We start from the raw sequence: 14,380 nt of genomic DNA, 5'->3' as shown, positions 1-14,380 counted from the left end.
CGGTCCGGCGGTGTTCATTTCTGCGAGGAACCGGGGAGGACAGGATGCGGGTTTACGGGATCAAGACATGCGACACGTGCCGGAAAGCCGTGGGTGCGCTGGGCGCGGAACTGCGCGATATCCGCGTCGAGCCCCTGACGGCGGCGGAGATCGACAGGTTCCTGGCGGCCTTCGGTGACGCGCTGCTCAACACCCGCTCGACCACCTGGCGGGGGCTGGACGAGGCGGCGCGGGCGCAGGCGCCCGAGGCGTTGCTGGCGGCGCATCCGACCTTGATGAAACGCCCGGTGATCGAGACCCCGGGCGGCACGCTTCACCTGGGCTGGGGGGCGGATGTGAAGGCGCGGCTGCTCTGACGCAAGAGCGCGTCGACCGAGACCGGTCCGGCGCCGCGCAGCACGAGGTAGCCCAGCACGAAGACCCAGAACGCCCGTTGATCCAGGATCAGCGACGAGGGGTCGCCGTCGAAAAACGCGCCGACATCTTTCGGCCCGAGCCCGTGACCGGTCACGTCGACCCAGCTTTGCACCACCACGAAGCCGATCATGCCGAGCGCGGCCAGCCGGGTGAAGAGGCCGAGCACGATCAGGACGGGCAGGATGAATTCGGCCCAGGTGCCCGCCACGGCGACGGCCCAGTGGAAGACGCCCAGTTGCGAGGTGTCGTAGCCGAGTGCCTCGACGGTTTTGGGGAAGATCTGGATATAGGCGCCGGTGGAGGGGAAGAGGAAGCCGAAGACTCCGTCGCCGAGCTTGGTCAGGCCGGAATTCCAGTAATAGACGAAGAGCACAGCCGCGAAGAGCAGGCGCGCGGCGGTCGGGGTCAGCCAGTGGGCGATGTCGTCGAGAATATCGGTGACACGGGCGTAGAGCGTCAGCATGGGGTCTCCTCCGAGAAGAGTTGCTCGGAAAAGGCGAGCGACAGGGTTGTGGTCAGATCGAAAGCGGGGGCCTCGGCGGTGGCGGCGGTCAGGGCCGTGCCGAACGGCTCGCCTGCTTGCAGGGTCTTGAGGAAGGTGAAGGCGCCGGGGGCGAGGGTTTGCGGCGCGGGATCGAAGCCCGGGCGCGTGACCGCGATATCCTGTGGACCCGGGCCCGGGGGCGGCGCGTCAGCCGCGGTGTTGGCACGCCAGATGTCGAAAGCCGCATGGGGGCTGCGCAGCAGGATCAGGGACGGGGCGAGGGCAAAGCGCGTCTGCACCAGGGTGTCGGGCGGCAGCGCGGCGAAGCGCGCGGGCGGCAGGGTCCGGTGGTCGGCGGCGTGGTAGCTGATGCGCAGGGCAAGCTCCAGCCGCGCGACATCGGCGAGATAGGGCAGGTGGGCCACTGGCGGGAAGGTTTCGAGAAACGCGGGCAGGGCGGTGCCATAGCCGCTGATCACCGGGGAGCGCGGCGGGTGTGCGCGCAGAAACACGCCCGCCATGGCCTTGAAGAACGCGTCGCCGACGAGTTTGCGGATCACCGGGAAGCCGGTTTCCAGCGCCTCGGTGAGAGAGGCCGCGACGTTGTTGCGGTAGATATTGAAGCGTTTGGTCGAGATGCGGCCCTGCGGGTCGGTGATGCCCGTGGGGACCGGAGCGTCGGGGCGCAGCAGGGCGTCGGTGAAGGCGGTCTGGCTCATGGTGCGACCGGGGATGCCAGCGGGGCCAAGAGGTCGGCGGCCCGGCGGGCCTCGGCGGCGAGCACCGGCCAGTCCGGCACATCTGTGTCCCATTCGATCAGGGTCGGGCGGGGCCCGGAACGCGCTAGGGTGTGGGCGTAGAGCGCCCAGACCGGGTCCACGACCTCTGCCCCATGACTGTCGATCAGCAGGGGGGCGCCGTACTCGTCGGCGTCCTCTTCATGGCCGCCGAGATGGATCTCGCCCACGGCGGCGAGCGGGAAGGCGTCGATATAGGCGCGGGCATCCCAGTTCTGGTTCGTGGCGGAGACGAAGACGTTGTTGACGTCGAGCAGCAGGCCGCAGCCCGTGCGCCGGGTAATCTCGGTCAGAAAGTCGATCTCGGACATCTCGCTGTCGGTGAAGGCCACGTAGGTGGAGGGGTTTTCCAGCAGCATCCGGCGCCCGAGCGTGGTTTGGACCTCGTCGATATGGGCGCAGACCCGGGCGAGGGTGGCCTGCGTGTAGGGCAGCGGCAGCAGGTCGTTGAGGAAGTGGCTGTCATGGGTGGACCAGGCGAGATGTTCGGAGAAACTCGCCGGGTCGAGCCAGCCGACGAGGTGCTTCAGCCGGGCGAGGTGGTCGGCATCGAGCGGGCCTTCGCCGCCGATGGACAGCCCGACCCCGTGGACCGAGATAGGGAAGCGGTCGGCCAGGGCCTTGAGCTGGGCGATGGGGCGTCCGCCGGCGCCCATGTAGTTCTCGGCGTGGATCTCCAGCCAGGCGACGGGGGCGGGGGCGTCGAGGATAGCCTGAAAGTGCTGCGCCTTGTAGCCGACGCCGGGGGCGGCGGGCAGGGGGCGGTCGGGAGAATGGTCGAACATGGCGCGTCTTTCAGGTCTCGGGCAGGGAAGAAAGGCATGGGTGCCGGTCGGGGGATCGACCCCCGTCCGGCACCCCGGCTGCACGCATCCGGTCCCCGCGGAGACCGGGCGCGTGGTGCGGCGCGCTCAGGCCGGCAGGTCGCGGTCGAGGGCTTCGAGGGAGCCCATGCGGTCGCCGGGCACTTCCATGGTTTCGCAGGTGCCAGCGGGCACGAGGGTCCAGGCGTTGCCCTGGTAGTCCACGGTGGAACTGCCCGCGCAGGTGGTGCCGGGGCCGGCAGCGCAGTCGTTCTCGCCCGCCAGGGACACGCCGAAGCATTTCTCTTGTGCCTGGGCCTCGGCGGTGGTGGCGTGACCGGTCAGAGCGGCGGCAACGGCCCCGGCGAGAGCGACGGCGGTAATGGATTTCGACATGGATTTCTCTTTCGTTTTGGGTTGTCCATCCCCCGCTCCGGTCTGTGTCCGGGGATGCGGGGCTCGCGTCTTGCGATGCCCTGACCGTAGGCCAAGGGGGCGCTCACGCCCTACTCACCGGCGCGTGTGTCACGGAGCCGTGTTGCGGAGAAACATTGTTTCAAAAATGCCCCCGGTTTCGCGTGGTCTGTTCACGGGGATGTTTGGGCGCGCGAGCGGGTTGGGGCTTTTCGTGAGGAGGCCCGCGGGATTGCTGCGCTGCGGCTGAAACAAAGACAAAAGGGGCGCTGCCGTCCCGTGGCGCACCATGGGGCGGGTCGTGAGGACATGTGAGCGCTGCGCCCTGTACCCCTCGGTGGACGCGTGGGATTTTGGTCTCCCACACAAGGACCGCGTCAGGGCCCTTGTCATGGGCCGTGGCCATTCCCCCGTGCCCATGCCATCGTCGGGCAAGGCGTCGCGGATACTGCGCTCTGTCTCAGGGCGATCCGCCGCGCATCGACACGCGCCGCCGCGCGCCATGGCCCGCAACCGGAGGATCACCCCGCATGAGCCGCAACGCCTACCGCATCGCAGTCATTCCCGGCGACGGGATCGGGACCGAGGTCGTGCCCGAGGGGCTGAAGGTTCTGACGGCGGCGGCGCGCAAGTTCGATATCGGGCTCGAGTTCGAGACCCATGATTTCGCGTCCGCGGCCTATTACCAGGCCCATGGCCAGATGATGCCCGATGACTGGAAATCCCGGATCGGCGACAGCGATGCGCTCTATTTCGGGGCTGTGGGTTGGCCCGACATGGTGCCGGATCATGTGTCGCTCTGGGGATCCCTGCTGAAGTTCCGGCGGGAGTTCGACCAGTATGTCAACCTGCGCCCCGTGCGGCTCATGCCCGGGGTGACCTCGCCTCTCGCGGGTCGCGCGCCGGGTGAGATCGACTTCTGGGTGGTGCGCGAAAATACCGAAGGAGAATACTCGTCCATCGGTGGGCGCATCTTCGAGGGCACAGAGCGGGAAACCGTGATGCAGGAAACGGTGATGACCCGTGTCGGTGTGGACCGCGTCCTGCGCTTTGCCTTCGAACTGGCGCAGAGCCGGCCGAAGAAGCACCTGACCTCGGCCACCAAGTCGAACGGCATTTCCATCACCATGCCCTATTGGGACGAGCGGGTGGTCGAGATGGCGAAGGGATACCCGGAGGTCGCGGTCGACAAGTATCATATCGATATCCTGACCGCGCACTTCGTGTTGCACCCCGACTGGTTCGACGTGGTCGTCGCCTCGAACCTGTTCGGAGACATCCTGTCGGACCTCGGCCCGGCCTGCACGGGGACCATCGGCATCGCGCCCTCCGGCAACATCAACCCGGAGCGCGATTTCCCGTCGCTGTTCGAACCGGTCCACGGCTCTGCCCCGGATATCGCGGGCAAGGGCATCGCCAATCCGGTGGGCCAGGTCTGGGCGGGGGCGATGATGCTGGATCATCTCGGGCAGGGCGAGGCCGCCGCCGCGATCGTCGCGGCCCTCGAAGAGGTGCTCGCGGACCCGGTGCGCCGGACCGCCGATCTTGGTGGACAGGCGGGAACGGTGGCCTGTGGTGATGCGATCGTCGCGGCCCTCGAAAGGCTGTGAACCGCGATCCGGCGTGGTGTGACGGGGCGGTGTGAGCCTGCTGGCGCGTTCCCGCCTGGGCGCGGCTTTTCCCCGCGGTCCGTCTTGTCCGGGTGAGGCCGAACGCCGTGGCGGCGTGGCGCTTCGCGGGGCCGCGGGCCCTCGGGAGACCGGACCGGGCGGGTTTCTCGCGCATGGAGGCGGAATGTCTCGTCCGTCGGGGATCATCCTGTCAGATTTTCTTGACAGTTGGGAGGCCCAGACCATCTGTCTGAGGAACTGCATGAAAGGGCCGGGACATGCCTGCATCGGACGACGCCGAGCCCCGCAAAACCGAGACCGAGACAGAGACAGGCATCGGGGCGTCCCCTTCGGAAGACACGCTGATGACGGTGGTCAAGCTCGCGCTTGAGAACGTCGCCACCCGCGTGGCCCGACCGGAGGTGCCCGCCTCCGAAGATTTCATCGAAAGCCTGTGTACCCTGCTCGTGGCGCGCGACATCGAGGCCTCCGAGGCGATGGTGCGGAGCCGGATCGGGCAGCGCCAGGGCTATGCGGATCTCGCCGACGGGATTTTCGCCGCCTGTGCGCGTCGTCTCGGAACCCGGTGGGAGGAGGACAGGTTGTCCTTTGCGGACGTAGCGATCGCCGTGACGGAGTTGCACAGGCTGCACCAGCGGGTCGGGCGGCGGTACGTGCCGCTGATCCGGAAGGCGGACGAGTCCCACGCGGTCTTCGCCACGCTGCCGCGGCAGACCCACACGTTCGGGATCATCCTCGCCGCGGAGGCGTTCCGGCAGGCAGGCTGGCAGGTGGACCTGCAGCTCGAGATGCTGCCCAAGGAGATCGTCGACCGTATCCGGCGGTTGCGACCCGACGCGGTCGGGCTCACGGCCAGCAAGTTCGACCCGGTTCAGCCGCTAAGACTGCTGATCGGTCAGATCCAGAAACTGCCTTTCAATGTCCCGATCCTGCTGGGCGGGGCCGGGGCGGCGGACCTGCACGGGACGCTCCAGCCCGGAACGCCCGTGCAGGTCGTGCACGATATCGACTCGGCCCTGCGCGCGGTTCAGACGGCGGGTTGATCCGGGCGCTGGTCCGGCGGGGTCGCTTCGGCGGCGAGATCCGCCACCAGCGCATCGAGGCCGACGACCGAGGTCTGCTTTTCGCCCAGCCGCCGCAGGGTGACGGTGCGTTCCTCCATCTCGCGGCGGCCCACGGCGAGGATCACGGGCACCTTGCCGACGCTGTGCTCGCGCACCTTGTAGTTGATCTTCTCGTTGCGGATGTCGGCCTCGGCGCGGATGCTCGCCCGGGTGAGGGCCGCCACCACCTCGCGCACGTAATCATCGGCCTCGGAGATGATCGAGGCGACGACCACCTGGCGCGGGGCGAGCCAGAAGGGCAGCTTGCCTGCGAAGTTCTCGATCAGGATGCCGAGGAACCGCTCGAAGGAGCCCAGGATCGCGCGGTGCAGCATGACGGGGCGGTGTTTCGCGCCGTCCTCACCGATATAGGTGGCATCGAGCCGTTCCGGCAGCACGAAATCGGCCTGGAAGGTGCCCAACTGCCATTCGCGGCCGATGGCGTCGGTAAGCTTGAAGTCGAGCTTCGGCCCGTAGAACGCGCCTTCGCCCGGATCGAGTTCGAAATCGTCCGTCACCGTGCGGATCGCGGCCTCCAGCGCGGCCTCGGCCTTGTCCCAGACCGCGTCGGAGCCTGCGCGCACCTCGGGGCGGGTGGAGAACTTGATGTCGAAGCTCTCGAAACCCAGGTCGCGATAGATCGTGCTCAGCATCCGGATGAAGCGGGCGGTCTCGTCCTGGATCTGGTCCTCGGTGCAGAAGATATGGGCGTCGTCCTGGGTGAAGCCGCGCACCCGCATGAGCCCGTGCAGCGCGCCGGACGGCTCATAGCGGTTGCAGGCGCCGAACTCGGCCATGCGCAGGGGCAGGTCACGATAGGATTTCAGGCCCTGATTGTAGACCTGTACATGGCAGGGGCAGTTCATCGGTTTCAGGGCATTGATCGCCTTTTCGCGGGCATGTTCTTCGTCTACTTCGACGATGAACATGTTTTCCTGGTATTTGTCCCAGTGGCCGGAGGCCTCCCACAGCTTGCGGTCGACGACCTGCGGGGTGTTGACCTCCACATAGCCATTCTCGCGCTGACGGCGGCGCATGTAGTCCTGCAACGTGGTGTAGACGGTCCAGCCGTTAGGGTGCCAGAAGACCTGCCCGGGGGCCTCTTCCTGCATGTGAAACAGGTTCATCTCGCGGCCGAGCTTGCGGTGATCGCGCTTGGCGGCTTCCTCCAGCATGTGGAGGTGTTTTTTCAGGGCGTCGCGGTTCTGGAACGCCACGCCGTAGATCCGTTGCAGCATCGGACGGGAGCTGTCCCCGCGCCAATAGGCCCCCGCGACGGACATCAGCTTGAAGCTGTCCGCGGGCACTTGCCCGGTATGTTGCAGGTGCGGGCCGCGGCAGAGATCCTGCCAATCGCCATGCCAGTACATGCGCAGCGGCTCGTTGCCCGGGATCGCCTCGATCAACTCGACCTTGTAGGGCTCGCCATTCGCCTCGTAATGGGCGATGGCGCGGGGACGGTCCCAGACCTCTGTGCGGACGGGATCGCGGGCATTGATGATCTCTTTCATCTTGGCCTCGATCTGGCCCAGATCCTCGGGGGTGAAGGGCTCCGCCCGGTCGAAATCGTAATAGAAGCCGTTCTCGATCACCGGGCCGATGGTGACTTTCACATCGGGCCAGATCTCCTGCACGGCGCGGGCCATGATATGGGCGCAGTCGTGGCGGATCAGTTCCAGCGCCTGGGCGTCGTCCTTGAGCGTGTGGATCGCGATGCTGGCATCGGCGTCGATGGGCCATTGCAGGTCGTGATGCGCGCCGTTCACGGTGGCGGAGATGGCCTTCTTGCCGAGGGAGGTCGAGATGCTGGCGGCGACCTCCGCCGGGGTGACCCCTGCGTCGAAATCGCGTGCATTGCCATCGGGAAAGGTGAGAGAGATCTGGGCCATATCGGCTGCCTCGTCGGTTCGGCGCCCACGGAACGCCCGGTTGCGGGAATATGTGTGCCGGTCACATGCCGCCCGGGGGCGGGCGCGTCAAGGGCGCAGTCGGGCGGCGGGGGGCCGCAGGCCCCGGCTCAGGGCTTGACCCGGCGCGCGCGCTCGGCGGCGGCCCTGAGTTCCTCGGCGATCTCCAGGGCCTCGTCGGGGTCGAAATCCAGGGGCAGGTCGACGCCTTCGGCCTCCACATAGATCCGCACCATCCCGAGCGAGGTCGGGCCGATCTGAAGATTGGCGGCAATGTCGCTTTGCTTGTCGATGCCCATGGGAAGCTCCTGAGGTTGCGCGGCCCGCAGGTACTCCGCCACGGGCGAGGGGGCAAGATGCAGATCGCTTGACACAAGCATGGAAATAGCTTGCAGTATGCAAGTAAATGGGAGGCCAACATGCCGCATGATCCATCCCCCGGCACCGCTGCAGCGGCCCTGCCGCCGGAAACGGTCGAGAACATGCGGGCGCTCAATCGCATCGTGACGCGGGCGTCGGGCGTGCTGAGCCGTACGGCTCCGGACGGCGACATGAGCCTGACCGAGATGCGGATCCTGCATGAATTGGGGCTGGCGACCTGGACCGCGCGGCAGCTTGCCCGGCACCTCGCGCTTGACGAGGGCCATGTCAGCCGGGTGTTGAAACGGTTTGCCGCGCAGGGCTGGCTGCGCCGGACGGCGAGCCCGGAGGATGGGCGCGTCGCCCTGCTGGAGTTGACCGAGACCGGGGCGGCCCGCCGTGCGGCCCATGAAGAGGTGGCGCGGCGCCAGGTCCGCGACAGCCTTGCGGGCCTCAGCGATGCCGAGCGCCCCGCGCTCGACCGGGCCATCGCGCGGGTACGGACGGCGCTGGGCGATCCTGGGCTCGCGGCCTCCGCGATCACGATCCGGGACATGGCGCCGGGGGATCTCGGCTGGCTGATCCAGCGTCACGCAGAGCTTTACCGGATCGAGGCGGGTTTCGATGCGAGTTTCGAGCGGCTCGTGGCGGAAGTCCTCGTGGAGTACCTCAAGACCCGCGACCCGGCGCGGGAGCGCGCATTCATCCCGGTGCGCGACGGTCTGCCCTTGGGCTCGGTGTTCTGCGTCCGGGGGCCCGCGCCGGACATGGCACAGCTGCGCCTGTTCTGGCTGGAGCCGTCCCTGCGCGGCACCGGGCTGGGGCGGCGGATGCTGGCCGACTGGCTCGGCTTCGCCCGCGCGGTCGGGTACCGGCGCGCCGCGCTCTGGACCCATGAAAGCCATGCAGCGGCCGGGCGCCTCTACGCCGCCGCCGGGTTCGAGATCACCGGGACCAAGCCAACTCGAAACTTCGGGCGGGATGTGGTAGAACAGCACTGGGAGATGACGCTCTGAGGGTCGAAAAAGCACGGCGCGGGCCGGTTCCGCCTCTTGCAATCGGGAAATCTCGGGGCTAAACCCTCGCAGCGTGCCGCCGTAGCTCAGTTGGTTAGAGCGCCTGATTGTGGATCAGGAGGTCCCCCGTTCGAGCCGGGGCGGTGGTACCACCCCCCCTTCCTTTGCCAGTCTACGCGTCGCCGCGATGCGCGTCGAAGAACGCGATCATCCGCGCGATCAGCGGGTCGCGCTTGTCGGGTGATTCCATCAGCACCTCGTGTTCGCCGCCCTCGACCAAGACCAGCTCGCCGCCGGGCCAGCGCGCCATGCGCTCGTGGATCACGCCCACATCCACGATCCGCTCGTTCGTGCCCAGCAAGGTCAGGCAGGGCAGGGCGGGGGAGGGCTGCGTCGCGAGCCATTTGCATTCGCAATTGGCCTCGTGCACCCAGATCATCGTCGGCCCGGCCAGGGCAAAGCCCGGCTCGGCCCGCATCTGGTCGGCCATGTCCTGATACTCGGCCCGGTCGGTGGTCAGCAGGTTGTCGTGAAAGGGGGCGGTCAGGATATAGGGCTCCGGGCTGGTGCTGGGCGCGTATCCCTCGCCGAGCCCGAACCACGAAGACAGCGTGCCCAGAAGCCCCGCCACGGGCCGCGCCCAGAGCGGGAATTTCACCCCCCAGAGCGGCCCGGAGAACACCGCGCCGCGCACCGGCAGGTCCTGCATCACCGCGCGCAGGCCGATGGCGCCGCCCATGGAATGCGCGATCAGGAAATAGGGCTCCGGCAACCCTGCATCCCGGGCGCAATCCAGCGCGGCCTGCACATCCATCTGGTAGTCCGGAAAATCGGCCACATGGCCCTTGAGCGGATCATCCAGCAGGCGGTCCGACAGACCCTGTCCGCGCCAGTCGATAACCAGCGCGCTGTAGCCCGCGGACGCCAGATCCCCGGCGACCCGCCCGTATTTCTCGACCCACTCGGTGCGACCGGGGAAGATCAGGACCGTGCCCTTGTCGCCCGTGGCATGGAGCGCCACCCGCAAGCGCACACCGTCATCGGCGCGCACCCAGACGGCGCGCGCGTCCTGCGGGGCCCGTGCGAGGTCCGCGCGATAGGGGGCAGGGTCCGTCAAGAGATCAGCTCAGCGCGCTGCCGAGTTTCATCGCCATCCCCATGTCACCGTCCAGCTTCAGCTTGCCGGTCATGAAAGCGGCCGTGGGATTGACGTCGCCGGACATGATCCCCTGGAAAGTGTCCGAACTGGCGGTCAGGGTGCATTCGGCGTCCTCGTCGCCGGCGCGCACGCCGTTTTCGTCCACCATCACGGCGCCTTCGTCTTCGATGACGAATTTCACCGTGCCGTCGAACCCGTCAGGCAGACGTTGCTGCAGGGCCTCGACGGCCTTCTCGATCACTTCGCTCATGGATTTCCCTGTCGCTCCAAGTTGTGACTGCCGGGCTCTCGCTTTTTCCGGCGGCTGCGTTACCATAAGAGCCATGATGACCGGGATTGTTCAACGCCTCAACGCTGCCTTCGCGGCAGGTTTTCTCTGCGTCGCACTGGCGGGCGGTGCGGTGCAGGCCCAATCGGCCGATGTCGAGACGCTGATGGAGCGGCTCCAGGCGCCGGACCTGCAGAACTGGGAGGCGGTGGAGCGGCGCATCTACGACGCCTGGTCGCAATCCGGCTCTCCGGCGGCGGACCTGCTGCTGGACCGGGGGCGCGATGCGATGGAGGCCCAGAATTACGATGCGGCCATCGAGCATCTGACCGCGCTGACCGATCATGCGCCCGAGTTCGCCGAGGGCTGGTATGCGCGGGCGACGGCCTATTTCCTTGCCGATCTCTACGGACCGGCGCTGAGCGATCTGGGCCGGGCCCTGACCCTCAACCCACAGCATTTCGGCGCCCTGTCGGGCGTGGGCCGCATCCTGAGCGAGATGGGTGAGCCGGAAGCCGCGCTTGCCGCGTTTCAGGCGGCCAAAGCTATACATCCCAAGCGCCCCGATATAAGCGAGGCGATAGAAAGTCTGGAGCGGGAGCTGGGCGGCCAGAGCCTCTGACCAGACCGCGCCACATGACGACCGGGCCACTGGGGACCTCATCACCATGCGACACGACGCGCGGATCACCGCGGTCCTCGGTCCGACCAATACCGGCAAGACCCATTACGCCATAGATCGGATGCTGGGCTACCGGACGGGCGTGATCGGGTTGCCCCTGCGGCTGCTTGCGCGGGAGGTCTATGACAAGATCGTCGCCCTGCGCGGCCCGTCCGTGGTGGCCCTGGTGACCGGCGAGGAACGGATCGTGCCGGACCGGGTGCAATACTGGGTCTGCACGGTCGAGGCGATGCCGCAGGAGATTGGCGCCGATTTCCTCGCGGTGGACGAGATCCAGCTTTGTGCCGATCCCGAGCGGGGCCATGTGTTCACCGACCGCCTGCTCAGGGCACGCGGTCTGCAGGAGACGCTGTTTCTGGGAGCCGAGACCATGCGCGGGGCGATTGCAGCGCTGGTGCCCAAGGCGCAATTCCTGCGCCGGGAGCGGTTTTCCGAGCTGACCTATACCGGGGCCAAGAAGATCAGCCGGATGAAGCCGCGCTCGGCCATCGTCGGGTTCTCGGTCGACAATGTCTATGCCATGGCGGAGCTGATCCGGCGGCAGAAGGGCGGTTGTGCCGTGGTGATGGGCGCGCTCAGCCCGCGCACCCGCAACGCCCAGGTGGACCTCTATCAGAACGGCGATGTGGATTACCTGGTGGCGACGGACGCCATCGGGATGGGGCTGAACCTGGATGTGGCCCATGTCGCCTTCTCCAGCCTGTCGAAATTCGACGGTCGCCGGATGCGGGCGCTGGCGCCCAACGAGCTGGCCCAGATCGCCGGGCGCGCGGGGCGCTACATGACGCCCGGCACCTTCGGGGTGACCGGCGAGGCGCCCGAAATCACGCCGGAGGTGGTCGCGGCCATCGAGGCCTCGCGGTTTACCCCGATTCGCAAGCTGCAATGGCGCAGCGCCCGGCTCGACTTCACCGGGCCCGGGCGGCTCATCGCCTCGCTGGAGGCCGCGCCAGAGGACGAGTGGCTTGCCCGATCCCGGGAATCGGACGATCTGGCCGCGCTCAAGACCCTGGCGGCAGAGGCCGAGGTCGCCGCGCGCCTGTCGGATGCGCGCGATCTGCGGCTTTTGTGGGATGTTTGCCGAATCCCCGACTTCCGCGGCATCTCGGCGGGCGAACACGCGGGCATGCTGACGCGGATTTTCGGCTTCCTGCATGACGAGGGCCGCGTGCCCGAGCCGTGGTTTGCGCGACAAGTCGCCCGTATCGACCGGACAGATGGCGACATTGACACATTGTCGAAACGCTTGGCGTATATTCGCACATGGACCTATGTCGCCCAACGCAAGGGGTGGGTCGAACAGGATAGCCATTGGCGCGGCGAAACCCGCGCTGTAGAAGACCGCTTGTCAGATGCCCTGCACATGGCACTGACCCAGAGATTTGTCGACCGCCGCACATCTGTGCTCCTGCGGCGGTTGAAGCAGAAGGAGAGCCTGGTGGCTGACGTAAACGACAAGGGTGAAGTAACCGTTGAGGGCGAGCTGATCGGCCGTCTCGAGGGGTTCCGCTTCCGCCAGGACAAGACCGCGACGCCGGAGGAGGCCAAGACCGTGCGCGCCGCCGCCGTGGCCGCGCTCGCGCCGGAGTTTCATCTGCGCGCCGACCGGTTCTACAACGCGCCGGAGACCGAGATCGACTATACCGAGCAGGGTGGCCTGATGTGGGGCGAGCATGCGGTGGGCAAGCTCGTGAAGGGCGCCGACCCGCTCAAGCCCATGGTGCAGGCCTTCGTCGATGACGAGGCCGGGCCCGAGGTCGCCCAGAAGGTCGAGCGCCGCTTGCAGCATTTCATCGACCGCAAGATCGCCGCCCTGTTCGAGCCGCTCATGGCCATGAGCCGGGACGAGGCGCTCACCGGGCTGGTGCGTGGGTTCGCCTTCCAGTTGGTCGAGGCGCTGGGCGTGCTGCCGCGCGGGACCGTGGCCAATGACGTCAAATCGCTGGACCAGGATGCCCGCGCGCTCCTGCGCAAGCACGGGGTGCGGTTCGGGCAGTTCACGATCTTCCTGCCCCTGTTGCTGAAGCCCGCGCCGACCCGGTTGCGGCTGGTCCTGTCGTCGCTGGCCAAGGAGCGCGACGTGTTCCCCGAAAGCCCGCCGCCGGGCCTCGTGACGATTCCGACGGTCGAGGGGGTCGCGCAGGAGATCTACACCGAATCCGGGTATCGGGCCGCCGGGGCGCGGGCGATCCGCATCGACATGCTGGAGCGTCTGGCCGACATGCTGCGCAGCGTCGATACCCGTGGCGGGTTCGAGGCAACGCCGGACATGCTCTCGATCACGGGTATGACGTTGGAACAGTTCGCCGACCTGATGCAGGGGCTGGGCTATGCCGCCGAGAAGGGCGAGCGGCCCAAGGTGAAGCCCGCGCCGGTCGCGGCTGCGCCGGCAGAGGTGGCGGAGACGCCGGAGGGTGAGCCGTCCGACGTGCCGTCAGAGACGCCCAACGAGACCCCCTCGGAAACCCCGCCGGAGGCGCCAAGGGAAATGCCCGTCGAAGTCCCGCAGGAGGCCCCGGCAGAAACACCGCCCGAGGCCCCGACGGAAGACCCTGTCGAGGCCCCGACCGAGACCCCCGAGACGCCGCCCGCGGAAATACCCGACGCGACGGCGGAGCCTGCAGAGCCCGGCGCTGCCGAGGCCGTCGGCGACGTGGTTGCCGAGAAGGCCGAGCCGGAGGTGGAGGTGTTCTACACCTTCCGTTGGTCCCCCCGACCGCGCCGCGGCGAGGCCCGAGGGCGCCGCCAGGGTGCCGAGAGCGGCGGGCGGCCCAATGCCAAGACCGGCGGCAAGCCCGGTGGCAAGCCGAGGGGCAAGGGCAAGCCCGGTGGGCGCCCTGCGCGCGAGACCGGGCCCAAGACCTACCAGTCCCGGCCCGAGCGCAAGGACAAGATCGACCCGGACAACCCCTTTGCCGCAGCCCTCATGGGGCTCAAGGACAAGTCCTGACCGCGACCGGCGATCCGCAGCCCGCGCGCCAGCGGCTCGACAAGTGGCTGTGGTTCGCGCGGTTCTTCAAGACCCGCAGCCTCGCGGCGAAACAGGTCAGCGGGGGCCATGTGCGGGTCAACTCGGCGCGTGTGACGAAGCCCGCGGCCTCGGTCGGGGCGGGGGATGTGCTGACCTTCGCGCAGGGGCGGCAGATCCGCGTGATCCGCGTCGAAGCGGCGGGCATGCGGCGCGGCCCGGCCCCCGAGGCACAGGCGCTCTACACCGATCTGACCCCGGTGCCGGACCCCTGCGAGCCTCCCCCGGTGCGCAAGGGGCCGAGGCCGACCAAGAAACATCGTCGCGACTACGAGGAATCCCGGCGCCCCCCGCTTGAATGATGCGTCCGA

The 14,380-nt window shown here is 67.8% G+C and carries 15 protein-coding genes and 1 tRNA gene; 8 read left to right on the top strand and 8 right to left on the bottom strand.

Annotated elements, in window-relative coordinates; genetic code table 11:
* Positions 1-44: 44 nt before the first annotated feature.
* Positions 45-356, top strand: coding sequence for an ArsC/Spx/MgsR family protein (locus PVW48_RS15785; protein WP_274582014.1), 312 nt, complete (start codon positions 45-47; stop codon positions 354-356).
* On the opposite strand, the gene PVW48_RS15780 is transcribed toward PVW48_RS15785, so the two are convergent.
* The 4 genes from PVW48_RS15780 to PVW48_RS15765 form a co-directional block, all read right to left on the bottom strand.
* Positions 314-880, bottom strand: a complete 567-nt coding sequence (locus PVW48_RS15780; protein WP_274582013.1) for a DoxX family protein — start codon at positions 878-880, stop codon at positions 314-316. The genes PVW48_RS15785 and PVW48_RS15780 overlap by 43 nt on opposite strands.
* Positions 874-1,620, bottom strand: a complete 747-nt coding sequence (locus tag PVW48_RS15775) for an HvfC/BufC N-terminal domain-containing protein (protein WP_274582012.1) — start codon at positions 1,618-1,620, stop codon at positions 874-876. Before PVW48_RS15775 ends, PVW48_RS15780 begins: the two co-directional genes overlap by 7 nt.
* Complete coding sequence (bufB, locus tag PVW48_RS15770) at positions 1,617-2,483, bottom strand: MNIO family bufferin maturase (RefSeq protein WP_274582011.1); 867 nt, start codon at positions 2,481-2,483, stop codon at positions 1,617-1,619. The genes PVW48_RS15775 and bufB overlap by 4 nt, the downstream gene beginning before the upstream one ends.
* 126 nt (positions 2,484-2,609) lie before the next feature.
* Positions 2,610-2,897, bottom strand: coding sequence for a BufA1 family periplasmic bufferin-type metallophore (locus tag PVW48_RS15765; RefSeq protein WP_012177451.1), 288 nt, complete (start codon positions 2,895-2,897; stop codon positions 2,610-2,612).
* Between the two features lie 548 nt (positions 2,898-3,445).
* Here PVW48_RS15765 and PVW48_RS15760 point away from each other — a divergent pair.
* Together PVW48_RS15760 and PVW48_RS15755 are read left to right on the top strand one after the other, a co-directional pair.
* A complete protein-coding gene (locus PVW48_RS15760) occupies positions 3,446-4,525 on the top strand; it encodes a tartrate dehydrogenase (protein WP_012177452.1) in 1,080 nt (359 codons plus the stop codon).
* Positions 4,526-4,803: 278 nt separating this feature from the next.
* A complete protein-coding gene (locus tag PVW48_RS15755; protein WP_012177453.1) occupies positions 4,804-5,589 on the top strand; it encodes a cobalamin B12-binding domain-containing protein in 786 nt (261 codons plus the stop codon).
* On the opposite strand, the gene thrS is transcribed toward PVW48_RS15755, so the two are convergent.
* Both thrS and PVW48_RS15745 read right to left on the bottom strand, forming a co-directional pair.
* The gene (gene thrS, locus PVW48_RS15750; RefSeq protein ID WP_274582010.1) at positions 5,574-7,538 is read right to left on the bottom strand and encodes a threonine--tRNA ligase; all 1,965 of its coding nucleotides are present in this window, start codon (positions 7,536-7,538) and stop codon (positions 5,574-5,576) included. The genes PVW48_RS15755 and thrS overlap by 16 nt on opposite strands.
* 128 nt (positions 7,539-7,666) lie before the next feature.
* On the bottom strand, positions 7,667-7,855 hold the full coding sequence (locus PVW48_RS15745; protein WP_012177455.1) for a DUF6324 family protein: 189 nt from the start codon (positions 7,853-7,855) through the stop codon (positions 7,667-7,669).
* Positions 7,856-7,975: 120 nt separating this feature from the next.
* Here PVW48_RS15745 and PVW48_RS15740 point away from each other — a divergent pair, with 120 nt between their 5' ends.
* Positions 7,976-8,932, top strand: a complete 957-nt coding sequence (locus tag PVW48_RS15740) for a GNAT family N-acetyltransferase (protein ID WP_274582009.1) — start codon at positions 7,976-7,978, stop codon at positions 8,930-8,932.
* Positions 8,933-9,007: 75 nt separating this feature from the next.
* A tRNA-His gene (locus PVW48_RS15735) sits at positions 9,008-9,084 on the top strand.
* A gap of 20 nt (positions 9,085-9,104) precedes the next feature.
* Here the strand turns inward: PVW48_RS15735 and PVW48_RS15730 are convergent.
* Both PVW48_RS15730 and PVW48_RS15725 read right to left on the bottom strand, forming a co-directional pair.
* Entirely contained in the window at positions 9,105-10,049 is a 945-nt protein-coding gene (locus tag PVW48_RS15730) for an alpha/beta fold hydrolase (RefSeq protein ID WP_274582008.1), read from the bottom strand.
* 4 nt (positions 10,050-10,053) lie between these two features.
* Complete coding sequence (locus PVW48_RS15725; protein WP_274582007.1) at positions 10,054-10,341, bottom strand: SCP2 sterol-binding domain-containing protein; 288 nt, start codon at positions 10,339-10,341, stop codon at positions 10,054-10,056.
* A gap of 76 nt (positions 10,342-10,417) precedes the next feature.
* Between PVW48_RS15725 and PVW48_RS15720 the strand changes: the two genes are divergently transcribed.
* The 3 genes from PVW48_RS15720 to PVW48_RS15710 are packed head-to-tail and all read left to right on the top strand — an operon-like array spanning position 10,418 to position 14,371.
* Positions 10,418-10,981 carry a tetratricopeptide repeat protein gene (locus tag PVW48_RS15720; protein WP_274582006.1) on the top strand — a complete coding sequence of 188 codons (564 nt, stop codon included), beginning with the start codon at positions 10,418-10,420 and terminating at the stop codon, positions 10,979-10,981.
* Positions 10,982-11,027: 46 nt separating this feature from the next.
* Positions 11,028-13,991, top strand: coding sequence for a helicase-related protein (locus PVW48_RS15715; RefSeq protein ID WP_274582005.1), 2,964 nt, complete (start codon positions 11,028-11,030; stop codon positions 13,989-13,991).
* The gene (locus PVW48_RS15710) at positions 13,988-14,371 is read left to right on the top strand and encodes an RNA-binding S4 domain-containing protein (RefSeq protein WP_044028342.1); all 384 of its coding nucleotides are present in this window, start codon (positions 13,988-13,990) and stop codon (positions 14,369-14,371) included. Before PVW48_RS15715 ends, PVW48_RS15710 begins: the two co-directional genes overlap by 4 nt.
* Positions 14,372-14,380 lie beyond the last annotated feature (9 nt).

It is taken from the genome of Dinoroseobacter sp. PD6 (assembly GCF_028807315.1).
In the GTDB taxonomy this organism is placed as follows: domain Bacteria; phylum Pseudomonadota; class Alphaproteobacteria; order Rhodobacterales; family Rhodobacteraceae; genus Dinoroseobacter; species Dinoroseobacter shibae.
The sequence above is the reverse complement of the archived record's forward strand: the minus strand, read 5'-3'. Positions and strand labels throughout refer to the sequence as shown.

What these genes read in the sequence shown, in the direction of transcription:
- PVW48_RS15785 (WP_274582014.1), top strand. Translation starts at nt 45, where the DNA reads ATGCGGGTTTACGGGATCAAGACATGCGACACGTGCCGGAAAGCCGTG.
- PVW48_RS15780 (WP_274582013.1), bottom strand. Translation starts at nt 880, where the DNA reads ATGCTGACGCTCTACGCCCGTGTCACCGATATTCTCGACGACATCGCC.
- PVW48_RS15775 (WP_274582012.1), bottom strand. Translation starts at nt 1,620, where the DNA reads ATGAGCCAGACCGCCTTCACCGACGCCCTGCTGCGCCCCGACGCTCCG.
- bufB (WP_274582011.1), bottom strand. Translation starts at nt 2,483, where the DNA reads ATGTTCGACCATTCTCCCGACCGCCCCCTGCCCGCCGCCCCCGGCGTC.
- PVW48_RS15765 (WP_012177451.1), bottom strand. Translation starts at nt 2,897, where the DNA reads ATGTCGAAATCCATTACCGCCGTCGCTCTCGCCGGGGCCGTTGCCGCC.
- PVW48_RS15760 (WP_012177452.1), top strand. Translation starts at nt 3,446, where the DNA reads ATGAGCCGCAACGCCTACCGCATCGCAGTCATTCCCGGCGACGGGATC.
- PVW48_RS15755 (WP_012177453.1), top strand. Translation starts at nt 4,804, where the DNA reads ATGCCTGCATCGGACGACGCCGAGCCCCGCAAAACCGAGACCGAGACA.
- thrS (WP_274582010.1), bottom strand. Translation starts at nt 7,538, where the DNA reads ATGGCCCAGATCTCTCTCACCTTTCCCGATGGCAATGCACGCGATTTC.
- PVW48_RS15745 (WP_012177455.1), bottom strand. Translation starts at nt 7,855, where the DNA reads ATGGGCATCGACAAGCAAAGCGACATTGCCGCCAATCTTCAGATCGGC.
- PVW48_RS15740 (WP_274582009.1), top strand. Translation starts at nt 7,976, where the DNA reads ATGCCGCATGATCCATCCCCCGGCACCGCTGCAGCGGCCCTGCCGCCG.
- PVW48_RS15725 (WP_274582007.1), bottom strand. Translation starts at nt 10,341, where the DNA reads ATGAGCGAAGTGATCGAGAAGGCCGTCGAGGCCCTGCAGCAACGTCTG.
- PVW48_RS15720 (WP_274582006.1), top strand. Translation starts at nt 10,418, where the DNA reads ATGACCGGGATTGTTCAACGCCTCAACGCTGCCTTCGCGGCAGGTTTT.
- PVW48_RS15715 (WP_274582005.1), top strand. Translation starts at nt 11,028, where the DNA reads ATGCGACACGACGCGCGGATCACCGCGGTCCTCGGTCCGACCAATACC.